22 protein-coding genes are annotated in these 26,239 nt (G+C 71.0%); 8 read left to right on the top strand and 14 right to left on the bottom strand.

Annotation, left to right across the window (positions count from 1 at the left end; translation table 11 throughout):
- Positions 1 to 2 precede the first annotated feature (2 nt).
- Positions 3 to 1,679, top strand: coding sequence for a long-chain fatty acid--CoA ligase (locus K8625_RS29405; protein ID WP_223784563.1), 1,677 nt, complete (start codon positions 3 to 5; stop codon positions 1,677 to 1,679).
- A gap of 68 nt (positions 1,680 to 1,747) precedes the next feature.
- Here K8625_RS29405 and K8625_RS29400 read toward each other — a convergent pair whose 3' ends face one another.
- From K8625_RS29400 to K8625_RS29375, 6 genes are all read right to left on the bottom strand, one after another.
- Positions 1,748 to 5,341, bottom strand: coding sequence for a M1 family aminopeptidase (locus K8625_RS29400; protein WP_223784562.1), 3,594 nt, complete (start codon positions 5,339 to 5,341; stop codon positions 1,748 to 1,750).
- A gap of 11 nt (positions 5,342 to 5,352) precedes the next feature.
- A complete protein-coding gene (locus K8625_RS29395) occupies positions 5,353 to 6,228 on the bottom strand; it encodes an ABC transporter ATP-binding protein (protein ID WP_223747935.1) in 876 nt (291 codons plus the stop codon).
- 90 nt (positions 6,229 to 6,318) lie between these two features.
- Positions 6,319 to 6,525, bottom strand: a complete 207-nt coding sequence (locus K8625_RS29390; protein ID WP_141332413.1) for a cold-shock protein — start codon at positions 6,523 to 6,525, stop codon at positions 6,319 to 6,321.
- A 212-nt stretch (positions 6,526 to 6,737) separates the two neighbouring features.
- A complete protein-coding gene (locus K8625_RS29385; protein ID WP_141332412.1) occupies positions 6,738 to 6,920 on the bottom strand; it encodes a hypothetical protein in 183 nt (60 codons plus the stop codon).
- 73 nt (positions 6,921 to 6,993) lie between these two features.
- Positions 6,994 to 7,197, bottom strand: a complete 204-nt coding sequence (locus tag K8625_RS29380) for a cold-shock protein (RefSeq protein WP_141332411.1) — start codon at positions 7,195 to 7,197, stop codon at positions 6,994 to 6,996.
- 323 nt (positions 7,198 to 7,520) lie between these two features.
- The gene (locus K8625_RS29375; protein ID WP_223747934.1) at positions 7,521 to 7,793 is read right to left on the bottom strand and encodes a helix-turn-helix domain-containing protein; all 273 of its coding nucleotides are present in this window, start codon (positions 7,791 to 7,793) and stop codon (positions 7,521 to 7,523) included.
- Between the two features lie 159 nt (positions 7,794 to 7,952).
- Here K8625_RS29375 and K8625_RS29370 point away from each other — a divergent pair, with 159 nt between their 5' ends.
- From K8625_RS29370 to K8625_RS29355, 4 genes are all read left to right on the top strand, one after another.
- Positions 7,953 to 9,494 carry a PLP-dependent aminotransferase family protein gene (locus tag K8625_RS29370; RefSeq protein ID WP_223784561.1) on the top strand — a complete coding sequence of 514 codons (1,542 nt, stop codon included), beginning with the start codon at positions 7,953 to 7,955 and terminating at the stop codon, positions 9,492 to 9,494.
- A 112-nt stretch (positions 9,495 to 9,606) separates the two neighbouring features.
- The gene (locus tag K8625_RS29365) at positions 9,607 to 10,083 is read left to right on the top strand and encodes a carboxymuconolactone decarboxylase family protein (protein ID WP_223784560.1); all 477 of its coding nucleotides are present in this window, start codon (positions 9,607 to 9,609) and stop codon (positions 10,081 to 10,083) included.
- A gap of 70 nt (positions 10,084 to 10,153) precedes the next feature.
- Positions 10,154 to 10,582: a 2TM domain-containing protein gene (locus K8625_RS29360; RefSeq protein WP_141332409.1), complete on the top strand. Its 429-nt coding sequence runs from the start codon at positions 10,154 to 10,156 to the stop codon at positions 10,580 to 10,582.
- A gap of 87 nt (positions 10,583 to 10,669) precedes the next feature.
- Complete coding sequence (locus K8625_RS29355; protein ID WP_223784559.1) at positions 10,670 to 11,887, top strand: 50S ribosomal protein L11 methyltransferase; 1,218 nt, start codon at positions 10,670 to 10,672, stop codon at positions 11,885 to 11,887.
- A gap of 22 nt (positions 11,888 to 11,909) precedes the next feature.
- Here K8625_RS29355 and K8625_RS29350 read toward each other — a convergent pair whose 3' ends face one another.
- Both K8625_RS29350 and K8625_RS29345 read right to left on the bottom strand, forming a co-directional pair.
- Entirely contained in the window at positions 11,910 to 12,554 is a 645-nt protein-coding gene (locus tag K8625_RS29350; RefSeq protein WP_141332407.1) for a hypothetical protein, read from the bottom strand.
- A 90-nt stretch (positions 12,555 to 12,644) separates the two neighbouring features.
- Positions 12,645 to 13,529, bottom strand: coding sequence for a pirin family protein (locus K8625_RS29345; protein ID WP_223747930.1), 885 nt, complete (start codon positions 13,527 to 13,529; stop codon positions 12,645 to 12,647).
- Between the two features lie 94 nt (positions 13,530 to 13,623).
- Here K8625_RS29345 and K8625_RS29340 point away from each other — a divergent pair, with 94 nt between their 5' ends.
- Positions 13,624 to 14,991 (top strand): cupin-like domain-containing protein, encoded by a 1,368-nt coding sequence (locus K8625_RS29340; protein ID WP_223784558.1) that lies wholly within the window; start codon positions 13,624 to 13,626, stop codon positions 14,989 to 14,991.
- 4 nt (positions 14,992 to 14,995) lie between these two features.
- Here K8625_RS29340 and K8625_RS29335 read toward each other — a convergent pair whose 3' ends face one another.
- A complete protein-coding gene (locus tag K8625_RS29335; protein WP_223784557.1) occupies positions 14,996 to 16,360 on the bottom strand; it encodes a metallopeptidase TldD-related protein in 1,365 nt (454 codons plus the stop codon).
- Positions 16,361 to 17,094: 734 nt separating this feature from the next.
- Here K8625_RS29335 and K8625_RS29330 point away from each other — a divergent pair.
- The gene (locus K8625_RS29330) at positions 17,095 to 18,375 is read left to right on the top strand and encodes a TldD/PmbA family protein (protein WP_223784556.1); all 1,281 of its coding nucleotides are present in this window, start codon (positions 17,095 to 17,097) and stop codon (positions 18,373 to 18,375) included.
- A gap of 301 nt (positions 18,376 to 18,676) precedes the next feature.
- On the opposite strand, the gene K8625_RS29325 is transcribed toward K8625_RS29330, so the two are convergent.
- From K8625_RS29325 to K8625_RS29305, 5 genes are all read right to left on the bottom strand, one after another.
- Positions 18,677 to 19,822, bottom strand: a complete 1,146-nt coding sequence (locus K8625_RS29325) for a hypothetical protein (RefSeq protein ID WP_223784555.1) — start codon at positions 19,820 to 19,822, stop codon at positions 18,677 to 18,679.
- Positions 19,823 to 19,839: 17 nt separating this feature from the next.
- Positions 19,840 to 21,753 (bottom strand): hypothetical protein, encoded by a 1,914-nt coding sequence (locus tag K8625_RS29320; RefSeq protein ID WP_223784554.1) that lies wholly within the window; start codon positions 21,751 to 21,753, stop codon positions 19,840 to 19,842.
- Positions 21,754 to 21,851: 98 nt separating this feature from the next.
- Complete coding sequence (locus K8625_RS29315; RefSeq protein ID WP_223784553.1) at positions 21,852 to 22,805, bottom strand: c-type cytochrome; 954 nt, start codon at positions 22,803 to 22,805, stop codon at positions 21,852 to 21,854.
- 52 nt (positions 22,806 to 22,857) lie between these two features.
- Positions 22,858 to 23,874, bottom strand: coding sequence for an aromatic ring-hydroxylating dioxygenase subunit alpha (locus tag K8625_RS29310; RefSeq protein ID WP_223784552.1), 1,017 nt, complete (start codon positions 23,872 to 23,874; stop codon positions 22,858 to 22,860).
- Positions 23,871 to 24,053, bottom strand: a complete 183-nt coding sequence (locus K8625_RS29305) for a Xan family putative trans-acting RiPP leader peptide (RefSeq protein ID WP_046711779.1) — start codon at positions 24,051 to 24,053, stop codon at positions 23,871 to 23,873. Before K8625_RS29305 ends, K8625_RS29310 begins: the two co-directional genes overlap by 4 nt.
- Before the next feature lie 113 nt (positions 24,054 to 24,166).
- Here K8625_RS29305 and K8625_RS29300 point away from each other — a divergent pair, with 113 nt between their 5' ends.
- Positions 24,167 to 26,203, top strand: coding sequence for a hypothetical protein (locus K8625_RS29300; protein WP_223784551.1), 2,037 nt, complete (start codon positions 24,167 to 24,169; stop codon positions 26,201 to 26,203).
- Positions 26,204 to 26,239 lie beyond the last annotated feature (36 nt).

Raw genomic sequence — 26,239 nt, 5'->3', positions numbered from 1 at the left:
CGATGGAGAAGCCCTGGTTGAAGCACTATCCGCCTGGAGTTCCGGCGGAAATCGATGACCGTCAGTACCCGACGCTGACGCACCTGCTGGAGGAGGCCTTCACGAAGTACGCGGACCGGCCCGCCTTCAAATGCATGGGCAAGGTCATCACCTACCGCGAGCTGGACGCGCTGTCGCGCCGGGTCGGCGCGTGGCTGCAGTCGCGTGGGCTGGAGCGTGGGGCGACCATCGCCATCATGATGCCCAACGTGTTGCAGTATCCGGTGTGCATCGCCGCCATCCTGCGCGCGGGCTACATCGTGGTGAACGTCAACCCGCTCTACACGCCGCGCGAGCTGGAGTACCAGCTCAAGGACAGCGGAGCCCAGGCCATCTTCATCCTGGAGAACTTCGCCACCACGCTGCAGCAGGTGTTGGACAAGACGCCGGTGCGCCACGTCGTGGTCGCGACGATGGGCGATTTGCTCGGCGGCCTGAAGGGCACGCTGGTCAACTTCGTGGTGCGCAAGGTCAAGAAGATGGTGCCCGCGTACCAGCTGCCGCGCGCGGTCAGCTTCAAGCAGGTGCTGTCGGAGGGCGGCTCGCGCACGCTGACGCCGGCCACCACGACGCGCGACGACATCGCCTTCCTCCAGTACACGGGCGGAACGACGGGCGTGTCGAAGGGCGCCATGCTGCTGCACCGCAACGTCATCGCCAACCTGCTGCAGGTGGAGGCGTGGCTGGCGCCGGCGCAGAAGGGGCGCAACATCGACCAGGTGAACATCGTCTGCGCGCTGCCGATGTATCACATCTTCGCGCTCACCGTGTGCGGGCTGATGGGCATCCGCATGGGCGCGATGAACATCCTCATCCCCAACCCGCGCGACATCCCGGCGTTCATCAAGACGCTGTCGGAGCAGCCCTTCCACATCCTGCCGGCCGTCAACACGCTCTACAACGCGCTGGTCAACCACCCCGAGTTCGCCAAGCTGGACTTCTCCCACCTGATGGTCTCCAACGGTGGCGGCATGGCGGTGCAGAAGGCGGTGGCGGACAAGTGGTTCGCGCTCACGCGCGTGCCGCTCATCGAGGGCTACGGCCTGTCGGAGACCTCCCCGGTCGCCACGAGCAACACGCCCGTCGCCACGGAGTACTCGGGCACCATCGGCCTGCCCGTGCCGGGCACGGAGATCGCCATCCGCGACGAGGACGGCAAGGACGTCCCGATGGGCGAGTCGGGCGAAATCTGCATCCGCGGTCCGCAGGTGATGGCGGGCTACTGGAACCGTCCGGACGAGACGGCGAAGGTGATGTTCCCGGACGGCTTCTTCCGCTCGGGCGACATCGGCATCATGGATGAGCGCGGCCACACCCGCATCGTCGACCGCAAGAAGGACATGATTCTCGTGTCCGGCTTCAACGTGTACCCCAACGAGGTCGAGGGCGTGGTGGCCATGCACCCCGGCGTGCTGGAGGTGGCCGCGGTGGGCATCCCGGACGAGCACTCGGGCGAGGTGGTGAAGCTCTTCATCGTGAAGAAGGACCCGTCGCTCACCGAGGCGCAGATCATGGACTTCTGCCGCGAGCAGCTCACCGGCTACAAGCGGCCCAAGTCCATCGAGTTCCGCACGGAGCTGCCGAAGACGAACGTCGGCAAGATCCTCCGCCGCGAGCTGCGCGAGAAGAAGGTCGCCTGATTCAGGCGGCGCGCCGCTCGTCACGGCGGCCCGGGGCATGCTGGCCCCGGGCCGCCGGAAGAGGCGCGCTAACGGGACGCTGACGCCTCTACCCGGGGCGTCAGCCTCCGGAAGTTGTCCCCGCGCTCCCGCTCGATTCGCAGGAAGCCCGGGTCCACGCCCACGTACGCGGGGCGCTCCTCCACGATGAAGGCCACCTCCGTGGACGGGCCCTGGAAGCGGTGGCGCTCCACGCGCAGCGGGACGTCCTCCACGACGCCGTCACGCGGCGAGCCACGGTAGACCGCGAGCTCGAGCACCTCGTCCATGGGCAAGGGCACGTCCTCGCTCCCGCGCCGCGCGTGCTTGGCCGTGGCCACGCGCGCCCTCACCCGGAAGCGCCCGTCCTCCAGCGCCTCCACGGTGGCCGACTCCACCTTCAAGTCGTAGAGGACGACCTCCTTCATCCACTGGTCGATGAGGACGCGCTGCTCGGCGGACGCCTGGGCGTGCAGCGCGGCCAGCAAGTCCAACGTCGTCAGCGTGTTCTCGCGCGTCTGCGAGGCCAGCAGGTGGCGCAGCGCCGCGTCCAGCCGCGATTCGCCCAGCAGGTCGCGCAGCGCGTTCATCACCAGCGCGCCCTTGCCGTAGTAGAGGTAGGACTGGCCCGCGCCCTTGTAGAGCGGCGGCTCGGCCTCCGCCTCCTCGCCCCGGCCGGAGAGATAGCGGTCCCTGTCGAACGCGAGCACGGGCAGGAGCGAGCGCTCACCGTCCTGTCCCGCCAGCACCCGCTGCTCGGCGTACTTCGTCAGGGACTCCACCAGCATCGTCGCGCCCTCGACGGGAGCCGGGTCCAGCAGGTGGCCCCACCACTGGTGGGCGACCTCGTGCGCCGTGCGCCGCGTCACCAGGTCCACCGCGTCGTCCTCGCGCCCCATGTCCGTGAGGAAGCCCCGGTCCTCCACGAAGTAGATGACCTGCCGCAGGGCCAGCGCGCCGAAGTCCCAGTACGAAGGAATCTCCACCACGCGCAGCTGCGCGTCCGGGTAGCGCTGGAAGCGCGCGCCGAAGTCGTCCAGCGAGCGTGTCATCGCCGCCTGGATGGCCTTCACGTTGTAGGGGTGCGACGGGTGGTAGTACACCTCCACATCCACGCCCTGGTGCCGCGTCCGCTCCACCGCGTAGCGCGCGGAGACGATGGCGAACATCGGCGTCATCGGCCGCGCCTCCACGAAGTGGAAGTGGCGCCGGCCCGCCTCGGTCCACTCGCGTCGCAGCGCACCCGGCGCGACCGCCGTCTGGTCCCAGTCCGTGGACACGGTGAGGTCCAGCGTGTGCCAGCCCTGCTCCACCGGCGCGGGCACGGCGCCGCGCTCGTCCAGCCTCGGCAGCCTCGGCAGCTCCGGCAGGCCCCGCGCCCGCCGCTCGGCCGCGTTGCCCAGCTCATACGTGCGGCGGTAGCCCAGCGAGGGGAACACCTCCGTGTTGCGCAGGAAGGTGCCATTCTCCACCAGCGCCAGCTCGAAGTCCGTCGCCCTCACGCCCCGCTCCTCCCGGGTGACGTCGAACGACAGCTCGGACACACCACCCGGTGGCAGCGCGGGCGACAGCGCGAAGCGGACCATGCCGAAGCGCTCGTCGTGGGACACCTGCTCCGCGCCGCGCAGCGCCAGCGACACGGGCCGCGCGGACCGGGGCACCGCGACCCACAGCATGTCGATGGGCTCCTGAGTACGGTTCTCCAGCCGGTAGCTGCCCGTGACGCGGTAGCGCGCCTCCTGGGGGAAGAGGTCCACCTTCGCCGTCACCGCGGTGATGCTCGGCACCGGGAACGCCTCGTGCACCTTGTACGTGCGCTCGTACGCCTCCTTCCAGTCGCGTGAGGCCTCGCGCGACTCGTACGTCCCCTGGAGCACCGTGTCGCGCAGGATGACACCCCCCATCAGCACCAGCACGCCCCCCGCGACGCCCGCCGCGAGCCACCCGCCCCTGCCCCACCGCGCCGGCAGACTCCGCAGGCGCGCGAGCAGGGAGAAGCCCAGGCCGCGCCGCCACAGGCCCCAGGTGACGAGCGCCAGCACCATGGCGAAGGCGCTCCAGTACACCATGAAGGCGGTGAACGAGCCCGCCATGGGCCCCAGCCCGTTGAGGTCCGTGTGCACCACGCCCGGCGCCGCCGCGAAGCGCGTCAGCGGATGCTCCAGGCCCCAGCCCGCGCCCTGGCTCGAGACGATGGCCAGGGCCAGGCTCAGCACCATGCCGACATACCGATGCGGGCTCAAAGCCTGCAGGAACAGCACCGCCACCGCGAAGAGCACCAGCGGCAGCCCCGCGAAGTAGAACGAGGACAGGTACAGCCCCGGCTCCAGCGCCGTCACGCCCCGCGACAGCTGGAACGCCATGCCCAGCAGGATGGGCGCCCCCGTCAGCACGCCCACCAGCGCCACCAACGCCAGCAGCTTGGAGGCGACGAACACCGCGCTCGACACGGGCGTCGCGTCGAGCAGCGCGTCGAAGCGCGCCATGCGCTCGCGCCACGCCAGCTCCGCGCCGAAGTAGATGAGCACCAACGTGCCCAGCTGCGACAGGGGCGTCCAGAGGTGCTCCACCACCCGGCCCGTGGTGGGGATGCGAAGGGTGCCGTACTCGCCCCGGCCCGCGCCCGTCACGACCTCCATGCCGACGATGAAGAGCCACAGCACCAGCAGCGCCAGGAACGGCCAGCTTCCGAGCACGTGCCGCAGCTCCAGCCGCGTCGCGGAGACGAGCGCCGCCCACCAGGAAGCCTCACGCACCTCGACGGGCCGGTACGTGGACGGCGCCCCACGGGAGAGCTCATCCGCGCTCGCGTCGGGCCGGCGCTTCACCGCGGACTTGCGGAAGGAGAAGCGCGCGTGCACCCAGCCCAGCACACACGCCGCGACGCCCAGCCACAGCAGCCGGTTCCACAGCAGGTGGCCCTCCAGCGCGAAGAGGCGGGTGTTGCGCTCGGCCTCGGTCCAGTAGCGCGTCTGCTCGAAGAAGGCGGACAGGCCGAACGGGTCCAGCAGCGCGGCGCGCGCCAGGGCCTCCGGCGTCTGGGGCGACGTCCCCGCCATCAGCGGCGAGTCCGCCCACATGGAGCCCACCACGTACACCGCGTAGACGAGGATGCCGCCCACGTACGTCGCCAGCGTGCTGCGCGACAGCGCGGAGACGGCGAACAGCAGCGACGCGGCGAAGACGATGTTGGGCAGCACCAGCACGACGAGCGGCCACAGGTAGCGGCCCACGCCCACCGGCCCCACCCGCTCGGGCGCGAGCGACACCAGGAAGGGCGCCGCCATCAGCGCGAGCGTCGCCACGCCGAACACCGCGAGCGTCGCCAGCGTCGCGCCCAGGAACCGGCCCAGCAGGTAGTCCCGCTTGCGCACGGACGTGGTGTAGATGAGCTCCGTCATGCCGTGCTCGGCGTCGCGCTGCACGGTGTTCGCGCAGAAGATGCCCAGCACGAAGAGCGACGTCAGCGACAACAACCCCAGGGACTGCGCCACGCTGTGCGGCGAATTGACGTGGAGGTTGTCCCCCCCGTAGCCGGTGGAGACGAAGAGGAACGCGAGCGCGACGAAGGCCGCCGCCGCCGCGAAGAAGACGGCCTGGCGCGTCTGGTGGCGCCACTCGAAGTGGAGGATTCCGCCGAGCATGCCCGCCTCCCTCACGCCGCGCGCCGGGCGGACAGCGTGGAGAAGTAGACGTCCTCGAGGTCCGGAGCCACCGGCTCGAAGCCCTCCTCCGGTCGCGCGTCCGCCAGCACGTGCACGCGCGTGCGCCCCGCCCTCAGCTGCGTGGACAGCACCGGGAAGTCCGCGCGGTAGCGCTCCACCGCCGCCTTCTCCACCGTCTTGCGCCACACCCGCCCCTCCAGGGACGCCACCAGCGCCTCGGGCGCGCCCTCGCACAGCACCCGCCCCTCCGACAGGATGGCCATGCGCGGGCACAGCTGGCGCACGTCCTCGACGATGTGCGTGGAGAGCAGCACGACGACGTTCTCCCCCACCTCGCCCAGCAGGTTGTGGAAGCGCTGGCGCTCCTCCGGGTCCAGGCCCGCGGTGGGCTCGTCCACGATGAGCAGCCGGGGGTCGCCCAGCAGCGCCTGGGCGATGCCGAAGCGCTGCCGCATGCCGCCGGAGAAGCCGCTGACGGCCTTCTTGCGGTGGGCGTACAGGTTCGTCAGGTGCAGCAGCGCGTCCACCTGCTCACGGCGCGCCTTCGCGTGCGACAGGCCCTTGAGCAGGCCCAGGTGGTCCAACAGCTCCACCGCGCTCACGCCCGGGTACACGCCGAAGTCCTGGGGCAGGTAGCCCAGGTGACGGCGGTGCGCCTCCGGGTGGGCGAGCACATCCAGCCCGTCGAACGTCACCTGCCCCGCGTCCGGCGCCTGCAGCGTCGCGAGGATGCGCATCAGCGAGGACTTGCCGGCGCCGTTGGGCCCGAGCAGGCCGAACAGCCCCCGCTCGATGTCCAGGTCGATGCCGCGCAGGGCCTGGACGCCGTTGGGGTACGACTTGGAGACAGCGGAGATTCGCAGCATGGGGCGCCGGAGGAAGCGTTGGGGAGGACCTCCCACCTACGCTCCCACCCCACGTGCGATTGCACGGCCGCGCGGGCGAGCGGCGCGCTTTCAGTCCAGCGCGCGGACGTTGGCGGCCTGCAGCCCCTTGGGGCCCTTGGTGACGTCGAACTCCACCTTCTGCCCGTCCCGCAGGGTGCGGTGCCCCTCCGACTGGATGGCGGTGTGGTGGCAGAACACGTCGGCGCCCCCATCGTCCTGCGCGATGAAGCCAAAGCCCTTCGAGTCGTTGAACCACTTCACGGTACCCGTCGCCATACTCGGCATCCTCCCTGTCGCGACGTCGGACGTCGCCGCGTGCCCGGAACGTGGCACGGGAGTGGACGCGTAGCCCACACCCGGAGGGCGTGTCGACGGGGCGAGGGGGCGATCATCCACCAGTGAGCGATTGCCCCCAGGACACTTCAGCTCCGGACACGACAAGGCCCACCACGAAGACGCGTGGTGGGCCTCGATGGGGAGACCACGACTCAGTACTCCACTTGCGGCTGCGGCCCCGGAACGATGTCCGCGATGTCGGGGTCCACGTCGCCAGGCTGGCGGGGTCCCTTCTCGGCCTTCAGGCGCTTGCGCTCCTCGCGCTTGACGTCCTTCTCCTGCTGATGCTGCTTGCGCGCCTGCTCCTTCTGGCGCTTCGTCGACCTTCCTTGCATGCCGCCTCCCTCCTGAAAGTAAAGGCCCGGCCCCTCGCGAGGAGACCGGGCCACGGGTTACCAGGCGACGCGCTCAGATGGGACGAACGTTGGACGCCTGCAGCCCCTTGGGGCCCTTCGTAACCTCGAACTCCACCTTCTGACCCTCGGCCAGGGTCCGGAACCCGTCCGCCTGGATGGCGGTGTGGTGGCAGAACACGTCAGGGCCGCCATTGTCCTGCGCGATGAAGCCAAAGCCCTTCGCGTCGTTGAACCACTTCACGGAACCAGTCGCCATATGCGTCTTCTTTCTTCTCGCGGCATCCAAGGCCGCCCTGCCCCCCGAACCTGGGGAGCGGAACTGCCCTTAGCCTGATAGGAGGCCCCTGTCATCTCCCGGGTGACCTCGAAAAAACCCACCGACCCCAACCCCGCGCGGAAGAACGCACGGGCACCCCGAACAATTCTCGTTTCAGCTTAATGGTCGCCCCTCCGGTCCGCCGCATCTCGGAAGGTAAGGCGCGCGCGCGGACGGGACATGTGGGACGCTTGGACGAAGCATCCAGGCAGACAGGCGAAACGCCGGGTCCGCCCTCGAAGTGACGAGGGCCGACAGCGTCTTCAACGCACAGTGTGGGGCACTCGACGTCGCCCCTGGACGCGGGGGTGTTGACGGGCGGCCAACGCCTCCAGGAGCCCCTGTCGCCCGCCGAAGTGGTAGCGCGGGGCACCCCGGCCCGCGTGGGCGCGTCGGGCCACGGCCTCCAGCGTCAACGCCTGGGGGCCCTCCTCGCGCAGCAGGGATTCGGCGGCGCGCAAGAGGCGCTCACGCATTCCCTCGATTCTCGCGCGCGGTGGCGCGACGATGAAGTGGAACCAGGGCACCCCGAACATGACGCTCCCCCTTCCCTCGTTGGATGGGCGCTACGCCCCCCACCTAGCCCGCTTGCGCGCGTTTCCAACAGTGATGGCTCGTGATTCAGGACATCACCCCGGTGAATTCCCCTGGACCCGGCCCGGCCCGGGTTCCAGCGCCGGGTGGGAGCGGGCGCGATGACGTCCGCGAAGCCCGCGCCTCGCGGCGGCAAGCCCGCTCGGCGTCGCGCGCGCAAGCGGCCTCCGGTGATGGCGGCCACGTCGGTGGTGTTGGACGGCTCCACGGGCGCTTCGCTGCAGACGCAGCTGGTGGAGGCGCTGCGCTCGGCCATCGTCTCGGGGCGGCTGGGGCCGGGCACGCGGCTGCTCTCCACGCGGGCGCTGGCGGAGCAGGTGGACGTGTCGCGCAACACGGTGCTCAACGCGTACTCGCGGCTCTTGTCGGAGGGCTATCTGCGCGGCCACCTGGGCTCGGGCACGTACGTGGCCAGCGAGCTGCCGGAGCGGCTGCAGTCCTCGCGGCGCGCCCGGCAGGAGGCGCCCGGGGCCCGGCACACGCCGGGAATCTCGCGCCGGGGCAGCGCGGTGGCGGGCCTTCCGGACGTGCGGCTCAGCGCGCCGGGCATCCCCGAGAGCCGCCTGGCCTTCCGCATGGGCACGCCCGCGGTGGACGCCTTCCCGAGCGACCTGTGGGGCCGGCTGCTGCACACGCGCTGGCGGCGCTCGTGGGGGGACCTGCTCAAGCGCGCGGACCCCGGAGGGCACCCGCCGCTGCGCCGCGCCGTCGCGGACTACCTGGCCACCTCGCGCGGGGTGCGGTGCGTGCCGGAGCAGGTCATCATCGTCAACGGAGCGCAGCAGGCGATGAGCCTGGCGGCGCAGGTGCTGCTGGACCCCGGTGACGCCGCGTGGGTGGAGGACCCGGGCTACTTCGCCAGCCGGGGCGCGCTCGTGGCCGCGGGCGCCACGCTGGTGCCCGTGCCGGTGGACGACGAGGGGCTGGACGTGGAGGCGGGCGCGCGGCTCTCGCCGCACGCGCGGCTGGCCATCGTCACGCCCGCGCACCAGTTCCCCCTGGGCGTGGCGATGAGCCCGGCGCGGCGGCGGGCGCTGCTGGCGTGGGCGGCGCGCTCGGATGCATGGATTGTCGAGGACGACTACGACAGCGAGTTCCGCTACGAGGGCCGGCCGCTGCCCGCGCTCCAGGGGCTGTCGCCGGACGCGCGCGTCATCTACATCGGCACGTTCAGCAAGGTGGTGTCCCCGGCGCTGCGGGTGGGCTACCTCGTCGTCCCGGAGTCGCTGGTGCGGGCCTTCTGCGCGGCGCGGCGGTTCATCGACACCCACACGCCCGTGGTGGAGCAGGCGGTGCTCGCGGACTTCCTCCACGAGGGCCACTTCAGCCGCCACGTGCGGCGCATGCGCGTGCTGTACGGGCGCAGGCAGCAGGCGCTGCTGGAGGCGGCCCGACGCGAGCTCTCCGGACGGCTGCGGCTTGAGCCCCTGCACACGGGCATGCACCTGGTGGGCTGGCTGCCAGCGGGCGTGGACGACGGGGTGGCCGCGGCGCGGGGCATCGAGGCCGGGGTGATGACGCAGCCCCTGTCCGCCTTCCGCGTCGCGTCGCGGGGGCCCGGGGCGCTGCTGCTCGGCTATTCCTGCGTGCCCGAGGACCAGATTGAAGAAGGGGTCCGCCTGCTCGCGCGGGCCCTGCGCTGAAGTGGCTCCATCGACGGGTGCGCGAGTGGCCCTCGCGCCGTGGGCGCCGCCCGGTTACTTCACGCCCATCGACGAACGGACACGACGTCCCGCTCGCCACGGAGGAATCACCATGGAAGCGCAGCGTTTCGACATCGCGAAGCTCGCCCCGGGCATCTACAGCGCGATGATGGGGCTGGAGAAGTACCTGCACCAGTGTGGCCTGGAGGCGGGCCTGCTGCACCTCATCAAGCTGCGTGCCTCGCAGCTCAACGGGTGCGCCTACTGCATCGACATGCACTGGAAGGACTTGCGCGCCCTCGGCGAGTCGGAGCAGCGGCTGTACGGGCTGGACGCCTGGGAGGAGAGCCCCTACTACACCGAGCGCGAGCGCGCGGCGCTGGCCTGGACGGAGGCGGTGACGAACCTGAAGGAGGGCCACGTGTCCCACGCCGTCTTCCAGGCGGTGAAGCCGCACTTCACGGACAAGGAGCTGGCGGACCTCACCGGCGCGGTGGCCACCATCAACGCCTGGAACCGCCTGGCCATCTCCGCCCGCACGCTGCCCGGCACGTACCAGGCGCCGAAGACCGCGCAGAAGGCGGGCTGAGCCGGAGGCCGTCGGGCGTGGGCGCCTCGTATCGACGCGGGCCTGGGTGACGCACTAACGTCCCCGGTCCATGGCCGAGACCCGAACCCAGTCGCCGCCCACCCACTTCACCGAAGCGGAGGCCGCGGACCTCATCCGCGAGGCGAGCACCCACGCCCTCAAGAGCCGCGCCCACGAGCGGAAGCTCACGCGCGAGGAGGTGCTCGCCATGGCGCGCGAGATGGGCTTGAGCGAGGCGTCCGTGGAGGCCGCGCTGGCGACCCGCGGGAAGAAGAACGAGGACCGCCTGAAGCTGCGCAAGGACTTGCTGGGGCTCGCCACGCACGGCCTCAGCTACACCATCGTCATCGGCGCGCTCACCCTCATCGACATCCTCTCCGGCCCCACCTGGTTCGTGGTCTGGCCCGCGATTGGCTGGGGCATCGGCCTGGCGTTCCACACCATGGGCGTGACGATGGGCATGGCCCGACGCGCACTGAACGTCCCGGAGGATGAGTAGCGCGCGAATGCGCGTGGGATGGACCTCGAGATAAGGCAGACTCAGCCTCGCTTTCCTAGAATTGGGTTGAAACCGAGCGAGGCCACCGTGTCGACCGAGCAGCTCCGGGTATCTCAGTCCATCTTGTTGATGATGAACGCGCAGGGGCAGATGACCGCCATCGGGTCCATGTCCCAGCCGCCGTTGACGCTCACCCCCGCGCAGTGGTGGTTGGTGGGCTCGCTGCAGGCGGCGCTCCCGAAGGAGGCGCTGCTGTCGAAGCCGAGCACCTTCTCGCGCGAGCAGCTCACCGAGGCGCTCGACACGCTCGTCGAGCACTCGCTGGTGGTGCCGGTGGAGGGCGCGGCGGTGGACAGCTCGCGCTACCTGATGGGGCCCGGGGGCTTCGCGGACATCACCGAGCACCACCGGATGCTCTACGACACGGTCCGCGTGCACGCGTACCGCTCGGCGCTGTTCCGGCACGCCAGGGACCAGGTCGTCCTGGACATCGGAACGGGGACGGGCGTGCTCGCGATTCTCGCCGCGAAGGCAGGGGCGCGGCATGTCTATGCCATCGACGAGTCCGCCATCGCGGAGGTGGCGCTGGAGATGTACGCCGAGAATGGCGTCGCGGACCGCATCACCCTGTTCCACGGCAACAGCCGGGACGTGGAGCTGCCCGAGCGCGCGAATGTGATTGTCCATGAGCTGCTCAACGTGGACCCGTTCGGGGAGAACCTGCTGCCCGCGATGCAGGACGCGACGCGGCGGTTCCTCGCGCCCGGAGGCCGGCTGATTCCGCATCGCATCGAGGCGATGTGCGTCGGCGTCCAGATGACCGAGCCGGTGAGCTCCGGTCAGCGCATGCTGCGCGAGGCGGAGAACCTCGACGACTTCTACGGCCTGTCCTTCCGCCCCGTGCTCCAGCGCCTGCGCGAGGCGTACGACGTGGCCGGGCCGAACTTCGACCTGGGCGGGATGAACGTGCCGCCAGGCCCGCCGCAGACGCTGCTCACCAGGCCCTGCGTGCTGCGGGACGTGAGGCTCGACCAGGACTTGACGGAGGCGATGGACGAGGCGCCCGTCGAATCCGTGCTCGAGGCGGACGCGCCCGGCACCCTGGGCGGCGTGGCCCTCTACTTCCGCGCGCACATGGGCGAGCACACCGTGCTGTCGACCTCCCCCACCGCGCCCGCGACGTGCTGGGGCTTCCTGGTGAAGGAGTTCCGGGAGCGGGTGCAGGTGAAGCCCGGGGACAAGGTGCGCATCCGCTCCAGCCTCCAGCGCTCACACGGACACCGCTTCAAGGTCGAGCTGGCCTGAGCGACCTCCAGGCCCTCGGGGCTCAAATCCCCGGGGGCGTGCGCGGCAGCTCCGTGCCGAACACCGCCTGGAGCAGGTCGACCAGGCCGGGCCACGCCTCCGCGCCCAGCCACAGGCCCTCCTCGACGTGCTCGACGCTCATGGCGAGTGACGCGTTCTCGAAGAGCTTCGCGGACAGCACGCCCTCCGGAGGCAGGCGGCCCTCCACCTGGAGCACCTGACCATCCCAGCGGAAACCCGGTGGCAACAGGCGCTCCGCCATGGCGCGCAGCGCGGAGCGGCCGGCCCCCGCGCGCAGCAGGCCCATCACCAGCGACGAGGCGCCGCGCGACTCCTCCAGCTCGACGCGGCCGGGCGTGCGCAGCCACAGCCGGTAGCGCCCCGAGGCGAACTCCACGCGCTCCAGCGTCGTCTCCACGCGCACCTTCCAGCCCTTCACGGACAGGCGGATGTCATAGAGCTCCGGGCGGGCCTCCCAGTGGCGCAGCTCCACGTTCTTCGCCTTGACCAGCAGCTGGCGCACCACCGTCTCCACGCGCACGTGGGACAGCCGCAGCCGCTTGCCGCCCACGTCCACCGCGACGTCTCCGGAGAGCGGGGACGGCAGGCGCTTCGCCCACTCCCGAGCGCCCTCCAAGAGCTTCATCGCCAACGACTGACCCGACATCCATGTCCTCCCGAGTGCGCGCGCAGCATGCACCGGATTCGCGTCGTGCGAAGGAAGCCCTCGGGTGCGAGGGCCTGTCACCCCGGAAGCTCAGGGGGCGAGCGGCGGGAAGCGTCCGGCCTCCCAGTCCGCCAGCCGCGCGCGGCCCTCGGCCACGCTGTCCACCACGAAGTTCCACCAGATGACCAGCGGGTCCGGCAGCGGCTCACCGCCCAGCACCACCGCCCGGCCGCCCCGCACCGAGTGCAGCGCCAGCGCGGCGCCGCCGTCCTCCAGGTGCGCGAGCACGCCCCGCTCCACCGTCGTCCCGCCCACGGCCACCTCCCCGTCCGCCACGTAGAGCGCGAGCGCGTGCGTGGGCTCCACGGGCAGCGACACCGAGGCGCCCGCCTCCAGCTCCACGTCCAGGTACGTCAGGGGATGGAAGGTGGGCACGGGGGACACGGCGTCCCCCAGCCGGCCGGCGAGCACGCGCACCCGGGCGCACTCGTGCTCGACGAGGGGCAGCTTGGAGGCGGGGACATGCTCGAAGGACGGCGTCGTGTGGCGGTGCTCGCGCGGCAGGGCGACCCAGGTCTGCAGGCCGTGCAGCGGGGCGGCGCCGGGGCTCGAGTCGACGTCCTCGGCGTGGACGATGCCGCGCCCGGCGGTCATCCAGTTCACGTCCCCCGGGTGGATGTCCTGCACCGAGCCCACCGAGTCGCGGTGACGGATGGCGCCGGAGAACAGGTACGTCACCGTCTGGAGTCCCACGTGGGGATGGGGCGGCACGGACATGGTGCCCGGCGTGGCGGGGGCGGGGCCGAAGTGGTCGCAGAAGACGAAGGGGCCCACGCGCCGCAGCTCCACCCTGGGCAGGGCGCGCAGCACCCGCGACTCGCCCACCAGCTCCGTCGGCTTCGCGGTCCACAGGGCCGCGACGCCGCGCTCCACCGAAGGGTCCACGCGCGCCGCCACTGATGACTCCTTCCCCATGCTCGATTCTCCTGGCCGGGCGCCCCGTGTCGTGGAGCCCGGATGCCGGATGCTAGTATCACCTGGCCTTCTCCTCGCGCATCCCCCCGGACCCATGGCACGAGCCTCCGCCGCACTCCCGGTCGAACCGTCCCTCGCCCTGCCCAGGGCCTTCTGGAAGCGCTTCGCCCGCGAGCACTGGGACGTGGGGCCCACCCTCTTCCCCAGCCTGTTCCCCCGCCACTTTCCATCGCCCGCCGAAATCTTCGAGGCGCTGGTGGACGTGGGCACGCGCTACCGCCAGGGCGAGGTGATGCTGCCGGTGCGCTTCTACGTGGAGCACGAGGCCACGGCGGAGGGACCGCCGGAGGTCTTCGCGGCCGTGGCGATGTCGCGCTACCTGCCCCTGGCGGAAGACGGCGACGTCGACGGGTACGCGCGGCGGATGGAGCACCTGCTCCACGGACGCAGGTTCGGGCTGGTGCTGAGCAACACGCAGAGCCACCACTGGAGTCACTGGCTCCAGATGCGCACCTTCCTGTCCGGCGTCCACGGCGCGCTCGGCGTGCCGCTGGGGGGCGCGGACTCCGCGCTGTTCCTGGGCAACTACCGACACACGCCCTTCGGCATCCACAAGGATGACCTGCACGTCTTCTACTTCGTCATCCGGGGACGTCGACGGATGAGCTTCTGGCCGCTGGAGGCGATGCGCTCCAGACCGGAGGTGGCGCCGCACGCGGACCCGGGGCTGAAGGACCGGCCACATGGCGTGGTGCTGCGCGACGCGGAGGACACGCGTCAGGTGATGGCGCAGGCGAGCTTCCTGGAGGCCGGCGCGGGCGACATCATGTACTGGCCCTCGTCGTACTGGCATCGCTCGGAGCCGAGCGAGGGCCTCACCATCGCCGCCTCGCTGGGCTTCAACTTCCGCGCGCCCATGTTCCTGGACCGCGCGCCCGAGCAGCCGTGGCCGCAGCGGCTGTCCCATGGAGAGCTGCCCCGGGTCGAGGGTTGGGCGCTGCCGAGGTCGGTGCGCGACGCGCTCGGCAAGCAGGGGCGCGGACAGGGCTTGCGCACGACGCGCAACACGCTCACCGAGGGCTGGGTGCGCTTCCTCACCAACGGCGCGCTGGATGGGCCGCCTCCGGAGGCGCGGGGGCTCTCGCCGCTCACGCCCGAGGACACGGTGGTGGGCAGCCCCGCGCGGCCCATCGTCACCGTGCCGCTGGAGGGCGGACAGGTGGTGGTGGCGGCCAATGGGTTTTCGCGGACGCTGCGCCCTTCGCCGGTGGCGCGGCGGCGGCTCGAGGCGCTGACGGAGACGCTGAGCTCCGGCAGGCCGGTGTCGGTGGGGACGTTGGAGGAGGACTTCTTCCGGCGACTGCCGCCGCGTGCGTTTCCTCGCGCGGGGGTGCGCTCGCTGCTGGATGAGCTGGCGCGGTGGCGCGCGGTGTGGCGCCACGAGCCCGTGCGTCGGCGCTGACGGCTCAGCCTCCCGGCGGAGGGAGGACCAGGGTGGGCGTGCCGCAGCCCTCCGCCGAGGGGAAGAAGGCCAGGTCCGAGCCCACGCCGCGCAGGGAGCGGAACGTCTCGAGCACGGGCAGCTCCAGCTCCAGCGGCTCGACGCGGTGCACGCGGCGGCCGTCGCGGACCTCCCAGCCTCCCGCGATGAGCGACACGATGCCGGGCGTGGACATGGTGGAGAAGTTCTCCACGCGCGCCACCAGCTCCGTGTAGTCGGCGGGCAGGGTGTCCTCGCGCGGCAGGACGCAGAAGTTGAGGGCCGTGGGCGTCGCCGGATGCACGAGGTCGCGGAGCCCTCGGCCTCCAGGTTCGACGCCGAGGCGCGCGGCCGTCTCCTCCGAGTGGAGGAAGCCCACGAGGCGCCCCTCGTCGACGAGGCGCAGGACGCGGGTGGGCCGGCCTTCGTCATCGAGCTGACGGCGCTGGAGGCCGCGCGGGTCCAGCGGGTCGTCCTCCACGGTCAGGATGGAGGGGAAGAGCTTGCGGCCCACGGCGCGCACGAGCGCGGGCGTCGCGGTGGCGATGTCTCCTCGCAACAGCCACGTGAGCCCCGCGACGAGCGGCGCCGCGACCAGGGGCCGCAGCACGAGCGGGAGCGCGCGGTCCGCTTGCTTCGCGGGTCCTTCGAGCGCGGCCACGGCGTCGGCCAGCCGGGCGCGGATGGGCTCGAGGTCGCCCTTCCCCTTCGAGGCCTCCCAAGAAAGGGGCACGGCGTCCACCACCGCGCCGCGAGAGGTCTCGCAGCGCAGGAAGGCGACCTCCTGATGGGTCCGACGGAACGCCTCGAAGCCGTCGCTTCGCACGGACAAGGCGCCCGTGCATTCCTGCTTCACCACCAGGGCCTGCACGACGACGCCGGGGGGCAGCACGTCCTTCACCATGCGTTCGGCGCACCGGTGGGCGCGAGAGAAGTCCGTCGCCCCGCGCCATGCGTCCGTGGGCAGCGGGGTTCCTGGCGACGGTGTCGTGGGGAAGACCCCGGTCGACCCCGTGCGAGCCTTCTCCTCCGCGGACAGCAACACCTGCTCCAGGGTCGCCCGGTCATGCACGCAATCGATGGCGGTGCCCACGGCCTCCCCGAGCCAGACCCGGGCCGAGACGGTGAGCGCGCCACCGGAGCTGCTGGAGAAGGTCTTCGAGGCGACGTCGTAGTCCAGCGACAGGTTGTCGTACGACAGCAGGTAGAGCTCCACGCCCCGCCAGCCACGCTCGCGGCCCAGACGGTCCATCACCTCCCGCGCCAGGACACTCCAGTCCTGGGGCGACAGGCCGCCCGTGGAGACCAGGCTGGCGTCTTCCAACCTCACGTCCTCGTCATGCTCCGACATGCAGACTCCCGACTCGCATCGCTCGGCACATCCGAAACCTGACGACCTGCCCACCGTCATCACGGGATGAAGCCCATCATGAATCAACCAACGAGACCGAGACAGATGCATCACGGAAGTCCGCCACGGCCCTCGACCGGAGGCCCCGCGCACCACGAAGCACGCTCTCCGTGGAGATCGGCTCCCATCGGAGCCCACGGGACTGACCGAGCCAGTCTCATCGCGGGAACCTGGCTGGAGTCCATCGCCGTTCTCGACCCGACACCTTGCTCGCCACGAAGCGCGCGAGCGGCGGAGGCCGGCTCCTATCGGAGCCCGAGGGCCAGACCGAGACAGGCTCGTCGCAGAGACCTGTCCGAAGTCCGTCGCGGCATCAACCCGATGAACTGCTCACCGCGAAGCGCCCCGGCCTCAGGGGCTCGCAGGCTCCCATCAGAATCAGTCGGCGCGCGCCATCGCGCATGACCGAGGGCCCTCTCCCTGGGGCCGTCATGCCCTTCGGCCTGATGCCCGCCCACTGCGAAGCACCCTGTCGACACGGGCTGGCGGGCCTCATCGGAATCAATCGGTGCACCCAGACAGGCTCGAGGCCAAAGCCGCCCGGAGGTCATGCTCGACATCTTCGCGGCGCGTGCGCGTGGGTGGGGTCTCGGTCCAGCAGCGCGCAGCGTGATACAACCCGGAGGGACGCGTTCCCTCGCGCGCCCCCGACGCTGACACAAGGAGCCCTCGTCTTGGATTGGTTCGTGGAGCGGCGCGAAGTCTCCGACGTGCTCCACCTCCGCTCCGGCACACGGATTCTGCCCGCCACCTTCGAGCGTGGCGCCTGTGTCCGCAAAGGTCCCCCGAGCCACGGTGAATACACGTGGACGGAGTTGTCTCGTGGAACACCCGCTCCGGGGCTCCTCCCGTCCGAAGTGCTCGAACGGGCACGTGCGCCGCTCGCCGAGTCCTCCAGGCTCTCGGAGGGCGCCGCGCTCCGTGAGGACGTGGTGCGCCGGCTCGTGGACGTCGCACGCGCGGCCGGGGCGCTCCACCTCGAGGTGACGCTGCGTGAGGTGGACCGCTGGACGCTCCACGCTCAGCCCGAGCGGATGGTGGAGGACCACACGCGCCATGCCTTGCTGGAGGTGAAGGCGTTCCATGGCGAGGCCGGCGGTCCCCGGTTCGATGCGTGGCGCTGCGTCACGCATCCCGACGCCACGCGCCTCCATGCCGCCCTGCCCTCGCTGGAAGCGTGGGTGGACACGCTGGTGCGTGAGCTCCGGGAGACGACTCCCGCCGTGCCGTGCCCCGACGATGCGCTGCCCGTGCTCTTCCCTCCGGGCGCGGCGTCCGCGTGCTTCTTCCATGAGGTCTGCGGCCATCCCCTGGAGGGCGATGTCGTCGCGCGCGGCGGCTCCTTCCTCGCGCGCAGACTGGGACAGCGCGTGGCCGAGCCCTTCGTCCACGTGTCCGACGACCCCACGGATGCGCAGGGTGCGCTCGGCTTCACGTGGGATGACGAGGGGCACGCCGCGCGCGCGGTGCCCCTGCTGCGTGGAGGCATCGTCACCTCGCCCATGCTGGATGCGCGCAGCGCCCGCGCGCTCGGCCTGGAGCCCAACGGTCATGGCCGGCGCGTGGACTTCCGTCACCCGCCCCTGCCACGCATGGCGCACACCCGCGTGGAGCCGCATGAAGGCGACCTGGCGTCCCTCCTCGCGGACGTGGGCCACGGGCTGCTCGTGCAGCACCTCACGCCGCGGCACATGAACCTCCTGTCGGGGGACTTCAGCTTTTACATCGTCGAGGCGCGCCTGGTGCGCGACGGGCGCGCGGGCCCTCGCGTGGGCCCCGGCGTCCTCTCCGGCAACGGGCTGACGGCGCTGGCCCACATCGATGCGGTGGGCGCCGACGCGCGCAACCTCTTCGCCACGCGAGGGTGCCGCAAGCTGGACCATGGCCCGCTGCCCGTGTCCTTCGGGCAGCCCTCGGTCCGCTTCCGCGAGCTGCGCGTGCGGCCCGGGACCTGAGCGGGGGCCCGAGGCGGGCACCTGCCGCCACGAGCTCGCTCCTCCAGCCGAGGACGCGAAACCTCGGGGCGAATGCTCGCGTGGCCTACCGCCATCCGGGCGCGCGCCTCATGGCCGCGGCATCCGAGCTAACCAGGCGGAGACCGGGTGCATCGAAGTCGGAGCGCGTGCTCTCGTGACGTACCGCCCCTACACACGAACCCTCACGACCGAAGCATCCCCACGAAACGAACCGAGGACGGCTCCTCGACATCGGAGCGCGTCCTCGTGTCACGACCCAACGGCCTGGGGGCCCTCGTCGCTACTCCGCCGGCGGACCCTCGGGGTCGACAGGTTCCTCGGGCAGCTCCACGGGCGGAGGCGGGATGTAGCAGGTCCACGTGGGCTCCGGCTCCGGCGGCGGCGGGTCCTCGAGCCCACCCCCGGGAGGCGGCTCCTCGCCCGGCGGCATCGGAATCTGCCCGAAGGCCCGGTACACGCTCACCTCACCCGGGCGCGGCTCCACGATGACCGGCGGAATCAGGTACGGCCGGGGCGGCGCCTCGGGGTCCGGCTCCGGCTCCGGCACGAAGGTGTCCACCAGGTTCACCGTCACCGGCTCCGTGGTGTTGGGCGGCAGCACCAGCGCGAAGTAGCCCAGGAAGCTCTCCGAGCCGGGCAGCACCATGAAGCCCATCGGCGACTGCCCCGGCAGCGGAGCCTCCTCCACCGGCGCCCAGTCGAGCGGGAAGAGCCGCCCCGCGGACGCCTCCGCGATGCTGGACACCGGCGTCTGGAACAGGTCCGCCAGGAAGCTCATGTCGTGCACGAACAGGAGCGCGACACCGCCCGTCTTCGTCGGGTCCAACAGGTCCGCGGGCGTCGTCGGCGTGCCCGCCTCCGTCATCGCCTGCGCCACCGCGTCCAGCGCGCCCGTGTTGCCCACGAGCACCGCGGCCTGGCCGTAGCACTGCGTGACGCTCGCCAGGATGGGCCGCACGTACGTCGTGGGGAAGTACGTCGTCGTCGGCATCGGGACGGGGAAGTCGGGGTTTGGCTCCACCGGCTCCTCGGGAGGCGTCGCGGACGCGAGATAGGCCGTCGTCTCACCTGACGGAGCCCCCACCACCGACCAGGTCCCTCCGAAGTCCGACGGCGCCGACACCAGCGCGCCGCCGCCCTCCGGTGACGACAGCGACACCTGCCCCCCCATGATGGCGGACAGGAAGGTGTACGGCCCCTCGAAGAGGCCGGGCAGCGCGTTGCCGGCCTCCTCCTCGGGCACCGTCATGAAGGCGACGAGGAACGCCTCCGGGTCGTAGAGCACGCCGGAGACGTTCGTCGTGCGCGCCGGCAGGTCGACGACGGGCGCGGTGTCCGGCGGGATGTTGACGGGCGCGTCGGAGCTGGAACACCCACCGGCGGCGGCGAAGAGCAGGAAGCTGGAGGCTAGGGAGCGGAGCTTCATCGCGGTCCTCGAAGGGCTCAGCGCGCCGGCAGCACGTGCTCGGCGGGAACCGTCGTCACGTGGCAGGCGTTGGCGCAGTTGCCAAAGGCGTTGGGGGGAGAGTTGAGCTCCTGGAACTGCAGGTCGAAGTACTCGGTGCCGTGCGTGCCCGGGTGGCAGCCCGCGCACGCGTTCATGCTCGGACGCAGCGTGCTCTCGCGCGTCAGGTGGCACAGGGTGCAGTCACCCTTGTTCTGCGCGTACTTCGGCGACGAGATGTGCAGCCGGTGGATGAAGTCCGACACGTGCCCCACCACGTCGTCGTGGTGACACACCTTGCACGTCTCCACGTGGTCCACCGAGACGCCGTGGTGCACGTTGCTCAGCGAGCCCACGCCGTTGTGGCACACCTGGCAGTTGCCGATGCGGCCCGGGTACGAGGTCGGCGCGGCCTGGCCCACCTGGAAGAAGAACGGGTCCAGCCGGTTGAGCCGCTCACCCTCGTAGTTGCGGTGCCCCTTGAGCAGGATGGCGTAGGTGCCGGGCTTCGCGTCCGGAGGCAGCGGCACCGCGTAGCGCGTCGTCGGACGCACCGCCATGCCGCCCGCGACGGCCATGATGTCCGGCGGCACGTAGAACTGCGGCTCGCTCGCGGCCGGATAGGCGAAGTAGTCCTTGGGCACATAGTCCCCGTTGACCACCTTCAGGTTCTGCAGCGGACCCACGACCTTGAAGCCGGACTCGGACGCGCTGCTGTCACGCCACGTCAGCAGCATCTGCTCGTTGAAGTAGGCCAGGCCGTTGGAGCCCTCCCCCAGGTAGTCGAAGTACGACGGCATGGAGTCGCGCGGGTGCAGGCCGTGGCCGTCGCCGTCCTGCAGCGACACCACGAAGTCCACCGTCTCACCGGCGTTGAAGAAGGTGCCGTTGGCGGGGCGCGACACCTGCACCTGCTGCTTGAGGCCGAAGCCGCACGGCGTGGGCACGTCCGTGGCCAGCCCGTCCGGCCCCAGCTGGTAGCACGTCGCGAGCCGCTCCGAGGAGGGCTGGAAGGTGACGGGGAAGAGGAACGGCTTGAGCGGCAGCTGGCTCCAGGTGAGGCGGATGACGCCCTCGCCCCGCAGGTCCGGCATGGTGAAGGACTTGAACGGGTTGGTGGAGTTGGCGAGCGACACCTTCACCGCCGTGGCGAACTCGAGCGCGTCGTAGTTCTCCGCCCGGCGCGGCGTCGGGTCTCCGGGGAACAGCGGGCGCTGCAGGCCCGTCACCGTGAAGCTGGCGCGGGTGCGGCCCGTGACGGCGCTCTCCGCGAGGAAGTCCCGGCGCGAGTACGTGATGCTGGTGCGCACGTTGCCGTCCGCGTCCAGCACCTCCAGGAGGAACGTGTCGTCCGTGGCCAGCATCCACGCGGCGTTCTCGTAGAAGGTCTCGCGCAGGAACGTCTTCGGCTCCAGGCGCTTCCACGCGTCGCGCCCCGAGGACAGGCCGGACCAGTCCAGGTCCTTGAAGAGCGACTCCATCCGCATCCACGCGGCCGGCGTGCGCCTGTCGTTGGGGTCCTCGAAGCGCGCCAGCTCCACGTCCATCGCGGAGAACTCGCGCAGGAAGTACAGCTCCCCCGGCGTGACGATCATCCGGGCGAAGGGCTCCACCGGCTCGAAGGGCTTCGTCTCCGAGGGGTAGCCGTTGTTCAGGTTGTAGCAGGTGGCGCCATAGTCCGGCAGGTTCAGGTCACCCTTCGTCACGGGCTCACCCGTGGGAAGCATGGCGCAGCCCTTGTACCAGAGCAGGGACAGCGAGATGGCCCCGGAGGCGGAGCTCGAGTACGGGTCGAACGCTCGCGCACCACGGCCACGCGTGCCTTCCACGTCGGACGTGTCGAGCAGGTTGCAGCCCGAGGCAACCGCCAGCACCGGGAGCATCAGGACGCACTTCTTGAAGGACAGGGTCATGAGATTCGAGTCCAGCGCGGCTCACCAGCGCAGGGCACGGTGACGTTCAGCGGAGGGCTAGGCGTGTATCCTACTTTCTCAGAAAGCGCCGCGCCAATTCATGGGCCCGTGGCGCGCTGCGTTGCCGTGCCCTGGGTCTTGAGGAAGCGGTACACGGCGCGAAGGTCCTCCTCCTTCATGGAGGAGAAGGCGCGCCAGGGCATGGACAGCTTGTTGACCTGGCCCTTCTTGCTGGGGGCGGGGGCCAGGTCCTTGAAGGCGGTGAAGCGGGCGACGAAGGCGTCCTCGCTCAGGTCCTTCAGGATGGGCCCCTCCGGGAGCAGGGACGGCACGGGCTCCTCGCCCAGGGGCGTGGGGGCGGCGCGGCCTCCGGCGAAGGGCCTGGGCTCCTCGTCCGCGCTGGCGTGGCAGAAGGCGCACTGGGCGATGGTGGCCAGGTAGCGGCCCCGGGAGACGTCGTCCTGGGCGGGCTCGGCCACGGGTCCGGGCAGGGGGCCGGCCAGGTCCTTGATGTCCGCGAGCACCTCGGGCGCGAGCTGGGAGGGAGGCGTGGGGAGGGCCACGGCGGGCACGGTGCGCAGCCACGCGACGACGGCCTTCGCGTCACCGTCGGACAGGGTGGCGCGCCACTCCATGTACGGCATCATCGGGAAGAGCGTGCGGTCGCCCTGGCCGTAGCCCTCGCGCAGGGTGCGCAGCAGCTGGGCGTCGGTCCACCTGCCCACGCCGTGCACCGGGTCGGAGGTGATGTTGGGCGCGCACAGCGTGCCGGGGAGGTCCCACTCCGGGCCGAAGCACGCGCCGGCGAGCGGGGGACCCGACAGGGGTCCACCGAAGCGGCCCGTGTCGCGCCGCGTGTGACAGTCCACGCAGCCGAGCACCGACTCGCCCAGGTAGCGGCCCCGCTCCACGAGCGCGGCCTGGGCGGACACGGGCTTGGGGGCGGGAGGCGCGGCGGGCTTCGCCTCGACGACGGCGGGCGGCGGCGGCTTGGGGGCCGCGTCCTTCTCCCGACAGCCGCTCACGGCGACCAGCAGCGCCACCACGGACACGCACCTCTCCCAGCTTCGGCCCCCGGCATTCACGTTCGAGCGACTCCTGTGGCTAGTCCAATGCGGGCGCGTCCGGAGGACGGCCCAGGCGCAGGGCCGCGAGGGCCCGGCGGTATTCGATGGGGAGCCGGTCCGCCTTCACGGGGACCTCTCCGGAGAAGTCCAGCGGGTGCGCGCGCGGGCGCTGCCCCTCCGCGACGCGGCGGTCCTGCTCCAGGATGGCCGACTCCGACTTCACGAACAGCTCCGCGAAGTTGCGGATCCTCGGGTGGTACGAGGCGAAGTAGAAGCACTGCATCTTCTCCTCCGACCAGGGCGAGGCCACCGCGTAGACGGTGTGCGGATAGAAGAGCGTGGGCTTGAAGGTGAGCCGCGCGGTGAAGGGGAACGTCACCTCGTACGTGAGCGTGGTGCGGTCCACCCGGGGTGGAGCGCTCCCCACCGCGGGCGCCAGCGCCGGGTAGACAATCTGCGCGCGCAGCCCGTCCGGCAGCTTCTCCACGTCATACGCCGGCACCTCGGGCTGCTCCGGATTGCCGAACGTGCCCTCATGAACGAACGATAGGTGAGCCACGTCCAGGACGATTTCCACCATGCGCCCGGCGGACGTGTCCCAGTCCAGGCGGGGCAGCGGCACCGTGGCCACCGTCGCGCTGTCGGCCAGCTCCGGCCACTCGGGCAGCGGCGCCGCGGGCTCGGGCGAAAGACAGACCCAGATGAGCCCATGCCGCTCCGCGGCAAGGTAGCGGCTCACCCGGGCCCGCTCGGGGACGGGCGTCTGGGGTTGAGAGGGAATGCGGACACACGAGCCGCTCTGGGCGTATGTCCATCCATGGAACGCGCAGCGAAGTCCCTGGGGTGTGACAGTCCCGGCGGAGAGGTCTGCTCCGCGGTGCGCGCAGTAGCGTTGGGTGGCCGCGACACCGGAGGCGGTGCGCCAGAGGACCAGCTCCGTCTCCAGGAGCCGGGCGGCCAGGGGGCCTTCCCGAAGCTCATGGGCGTACGCCACCGGATGCCAGTACGGGACGAAGGTGTCCCGGTACGAGCGGACCTCGCCAGCCGTGCTCATGCCAGGGCGAGCGGGGCGATCTTGCTTTCAATCTCCTCGAGGAGGAAGTCGATCTCCTCTATCTCATCGAGCTTCTCGGGAGCAGCTGACACCGCCTCGGGAGCCTCGGAGGGATTCGGAGTGGATACCGCGTTCGCCGCTGTTTCGGATGGGGACTGAACCGCCTCTTCCGACGCCATGTGGGTGGCCTCCACTACGCAGGGGGAGGTGGATGCTCGGAGGAAGAGCGGGGGAATGTCAACCCACCGTGGGTTTCCACGCGTGTCACAACACCACTAGACTGCGGCCCTCCATGCCCCCTGCCCCCTCTGTCGTGCGCATCGTGGCCATGTTGTGTCTGATTCATGGCACGGCTCACGCGGAGCCCTGGAAGAAAGCCAGACCGGGCGTCACGACCGAGGCGCAGCTGCGCATCCTGTTCGGCGAGCCCGACGCGAGACGCCGCGAGGACGGCGCGCTGGTGCTCGACTATCAGGGGCAGTCCTCGCCAGCGGGGACGCAGCGCGCGCGCTTCACCGTCGATACACGCACGCGCAAGCTGCGGCGCATCGATGTCTTCCCCACCCGCGCGCCCACGCGCGCCGCGGTGGAGAAACAATTCGGCCCCGCGTGTCCCAAGACGGGCTGGAGCAAGAAGCCCTGCTACGTGGTGAAGGCCACGGCGGACACCTCGCTGTATTTCCATTATCCGTCGCGGGGCCTCGCGGTGTTCTTCGCCGGTGGCGACGTGCGCGCGCTGACGTATCAGAAGCCCGTGCGAGGCAAGCTCGCGCTCACCGCGAGCGTGGAGCCGCCGCCGGAGCTGTCCTCCGCCGGCACCGTGGCCCCGGAGGAGGCAGGCGACACGGTGTCCGCCTCCGGCACCGCGTCCGAGGACGATACGGAGACCGCGGACGGCAACACGGTGGAGGCCTTCGCGGAGCCCGCCACCGCCACGCAGCCCGCCGTGGCGAGCCTGGAGCTGGCGGTGCCCACCATCGAGGGCGAGACGGAGGCCCCGCGCCCCGCGCCGCCCATGGACGTGGACACGTCGCTGCGGCCGGTGGTGGTGGATGACGTGGCCGCGTCGGGCACGAGCGTCGCCTCCGCGGCGGGAGGTCCCACCGCGGGGCCCCAGCCGGTGACGGAGGACGCCGTCGAGGAGGACCCGCTGCACCCCTCCGCGTTCCTCAAGGTGCCCGAGCTGCTCACGGTGGGCGGCTTCTATCTGCAGCGCGCGGAGGTGGCCGGGGCCAGGCGCGCGAGCACGTCGGCCACGGGAGTGGACCCGTTCTTCCCGGCGCTCCTGGACGTGTACCTGGACTTCAAGCCGTTCGACGGGCTGCGCAGCTTCGCGGTGGGCCGCATGGCGTACGACCCGCTGGACCCGGTGCTCTCCACGCCCGCGACGAGCCTGGACCGGCTGTGGATCTACTTCGGCCTGTTCGACCACGTCTTCATCACCGCGGGGCGGCAGCACATCAAGTGGGGCAGCTCCAAAATCTGGAACACCACCGACTTCCTGCGCGCACGCAACCCGGACCCGCTGTTCCTCTATGACTTGAGGCCGGGCGTGGACATGGTGAAGGTCAACGTGCCGTGGGAGGAGATGGCGGCCAACCTGTGGCTCATCGGCACGGCGGACCTGTTGGACGAGGTGACGGCGGACGGGGACCGCGTGCGCTACGGCGGCGCGGTGCGCGCGGAGATGGCGCTGGGCACCAGCGAGCTGGCGGTCTCGGGCTCGTTCATGGAGGGCCGGCGGCCCCGCTACGGCGTGGACTACTCGATTGGCCTGGGGCGGCTGGACTTCAACACCGAGATTGCGCTGGTGCACGGCGCGGACGTGGCCACGTGGGAGCGCTCGCGGGCGGGGGGCTTCCAGGTGCGGGCGCTCGACGGGCTCCAGGTGCAGGCCAGCGGCGGCGCGCAGGTGGAGCTGCGCGTGGCGGACACGTTCAAGACGGTGGTGCGGCTGGAGGGGTTCTACAACCAGCTGGGCAGCGACGACCGCGAGCTGCTGACGTGGGTGCAGGCGGTGGGTGACTTCCAGCCGCTCTACTTCGGCCGCTTCTACGGCATGGCGCAGGTGGCCGTCACCGCGCGCAACATCTACGAGCCCACGACGACGCTCACGGTGATGGGCAACGTGGGAGACCCGTCCTACGTGGCGCGCCTGGACATCAATGCCTCCCGGCTGCGCGACGTGACGGTCGCCGCCTACGTGGAAGTTCCTTTTGGAGAGCGCGGCGGCGAGTTCCGCTTCCAGCCCGACGCCAGCATCGCCCCCAGCGCGCCGGTGGACATGGGCCTGTTCCGCGCCGGCATCAACGTTCGACTCCGGCTCTGAGAGCACAGACTTCACGATGACCGCTCACGACGATTC

The sequence above is a fragment of the Myxococcus sp. AS-1-15 genome (assembly GCF_020037055.1).
GTDB classification, from domain to species: Bacteria; Myxococcota; Myxococcia; order Myxococcales; family Myxococcaceae; genus Myxococcus; species Myxococcus fulvus.
The sequence above is the reverse complement of the archived record's forward strand: the minus strand, read 5'-3'. Positions and strand labels throughout refer to the sequence as shown.

What these genes read in the sequence shown, in the direction of transcription:
- K8625_RS29405 (WP_223784563.1), top strand. Translation starts at nt 3, where the DNA reads ATGGAGAAGCCCTGGTTGAAGCACTATCCGCCTGGAGTTCCGGCGGAA.
- K8625_RS29400 (WP_223784562.1), bottom strand. Translation starts at nt 5,341, where the DNA reads ATGCTCGGCGGAATCCTCCACTTCGAGTGGCGCCACCAGACGCGCCAG.
- K8625_RS29395 (WP_223747935.1), bottom strand. Translation starts at nt 6,228, where the DNA reads ATGCTGCGAATCTCCGCTGTCTCCAAGTCGTACCCCAACGGCGTCCAG.
- K8625_RS29390 (WP_141332413.1), bottom strand. Translation starts at nt 6,525, where the DNA reads ATGGCGACGGGTACCGTGAAGTGGTTCAACGACTCGAAGGGCTTTGGC.
- K8625_RS29385 (WP_141332412.1), bottom strand. Translation starts at nt 6,920, where the DNA reads ATGCAAGGAAGGTCGACGAAGCGCCAGAAGGAGCAGGCGCGCAAGCAG.
- K8625_RS29380 (WP_141332411.1), bottom strand. Translation starts at nt 7,197, where the DNA reads ATGGCGACTGGTTCCGTGAAGTGGTTCAACGACGCGAAGGGCTTTGGC.
- K8625_RS29375 (WP_223747934.1), bottom strand. Translation starts at nt 7,793, where the DNA reads ATGTTCGGGGTGCCCTGGTTCCACTTCATCGTCGCGCCACCGCGCGCG.
- K8625_RS29370 (WP_223784561.1), top strand. Translation starts at nt 7,953, where the DNA reads ATGACGTCCGCGAAGCCCGCGCCTCGCGGCGGCAAGCCCGCTCGGCGT.
- K8625_RS29365 (WP_223784560.1), top strand. Translation starts at nt 9,607, where the DNA reads ATGGAAGCGCAGCGTTTCGACATCGCGAAGCTCGCCCCGGGCATCTAC.
- K8625_RS29360 (WP_141332409.1), top strand. Translation starts at nt 10,154, where the DNA reads ATGGCCGAGACCCGAACCCAGTCGCCGCCCACCCACTTCACCGAAGCG.
- K8625_RS29350 (WP_141332407.1), bottom strand. Translation starts at nt 12,554, where the DNA reads ATGTCGGGTCAGTCGTTGGCGATGAAGCTCTTGGAGGGCGCTCGGGAG.
- K8625_RS29345 (WP_223747930.1), bottom strand. Translation starts at nt 13,529, where the DNA reads ATGGGGAAGGAGTCATCAGTGGCGGCGCGCGTGGACCCTTCGGTGGAG.
- K8625_RS29340 (WP_223784558.1), top strand. Translation starts at nt 13,624, where the DNA reads ATGGCACGAGCCTCCGCCGCACTCCCGGTCGAACCGTCCCTCGCCCTG.
- K8625_RS29335 (WP_223784557.1), bottom strand. Translation starts at nt 16,360, where the DNA reads ATGTCGGAGCATGACGAGGACGTGAGGTTGGAAGACGCCAGCCTGGTC.
- K8625_RS29325 (WP_223784555.1), bottom strand. Translation starts at nt 19,822, where the DNA reads ATGAAGCTCCGCTCCCTAGCCTCCAGCTTCCTGCTCTTCGCCGCCGCC.
- K8625_RS29320 (WP_223784554.1), bottom strand. Translation starts at nt 21,753, where the DNA reads ATGACCCTGTCCTTCAAGAAGTGCGTCCTGATGCTCCCGGTGCTGGCG.
- K8625_RS29310 (WP_223784552.1), bottom strand. Translation starts at nt 23,874, where the DNA reads ATGAGCACGGCTGGCGAGGTCCGCTCGTACCGGGACACCTTCGTCCCG.
- K8625_RS29305 (WP_046711779.1), bottom strand. Translation starts at nt 24,053, where the DNA reads ATGGCGTCGGAAGAGGCGGTTCAGTCCCCATCCGAAACAGCGGCGAAC.
- K8625_RS29300 (WP_223784551.1), top strand. Translation starts at nt 24,167, where the DNA reads ATGCCCCCTGCCCCCTCTGTCGTGCGCATCGTGGCCATGTTGTGTCTG.